1 protein-coding gene is annotated in these 336 nt (G+C 66.7%); it reads right to left on the bottom strand.

Features of this window, described 5'->3' with window-relative positions; all coding sequences use genetic code 11:
* A partial coding sequence (locus ACF8ME_RS11395) for a DUF6765 family protein (RefSeq protein WP_392416447.1) occupies nucleotides 1-336 on the bottom strand: 336 nt, incomplete at both ends.

Here is a 336-nt window from a genome sequence, read left to right as displayed (position 1 = left end):
CACCGTGGTGAGGGTGTTGGCATCGTCCAGCGGCTTGGTGATGGGGTTGTCATCCACGTACTGCGAAGCCAGCGCCGTGATGCGCGCAGGTTCGTAGTCCAGGCCGGCGGCCAGGGCCAGGAAGAAGACCATGTAGTAGTGCATGTCCTCCTGGTACAGCCCGGTGGGATCGATGCGGTTGAGCGGGTCGCCGCCGGCATACAGGTAGGCATCGGGTCCGTCCGGGTAGCCCAGCGGGTCCGGCTGCAGGTAGCGGCCGCTGGCCGGGTCGTAGCTGCGGTGCCAGTTGTCGTGCAGTCCGCTTTCCTCGTCGAAGTACTGGCCCGGCAGGCGCAG

It is taken from the genome of Delftia sp. WSY_7, from assembly GCF_043104845.1.
Lineage (GTDB): Bacteria > Pseudomonadota > Gammaproteobacteria > Burkholderiales > Burkholderiaceae_C > Comamonas > Comamonas tsuruhatensis.
The sequence above is the reverse complement of the archived record's forward strand: the minus strand, read 5'-3'. Positions and strand labels throughout refer to the sequence as shown.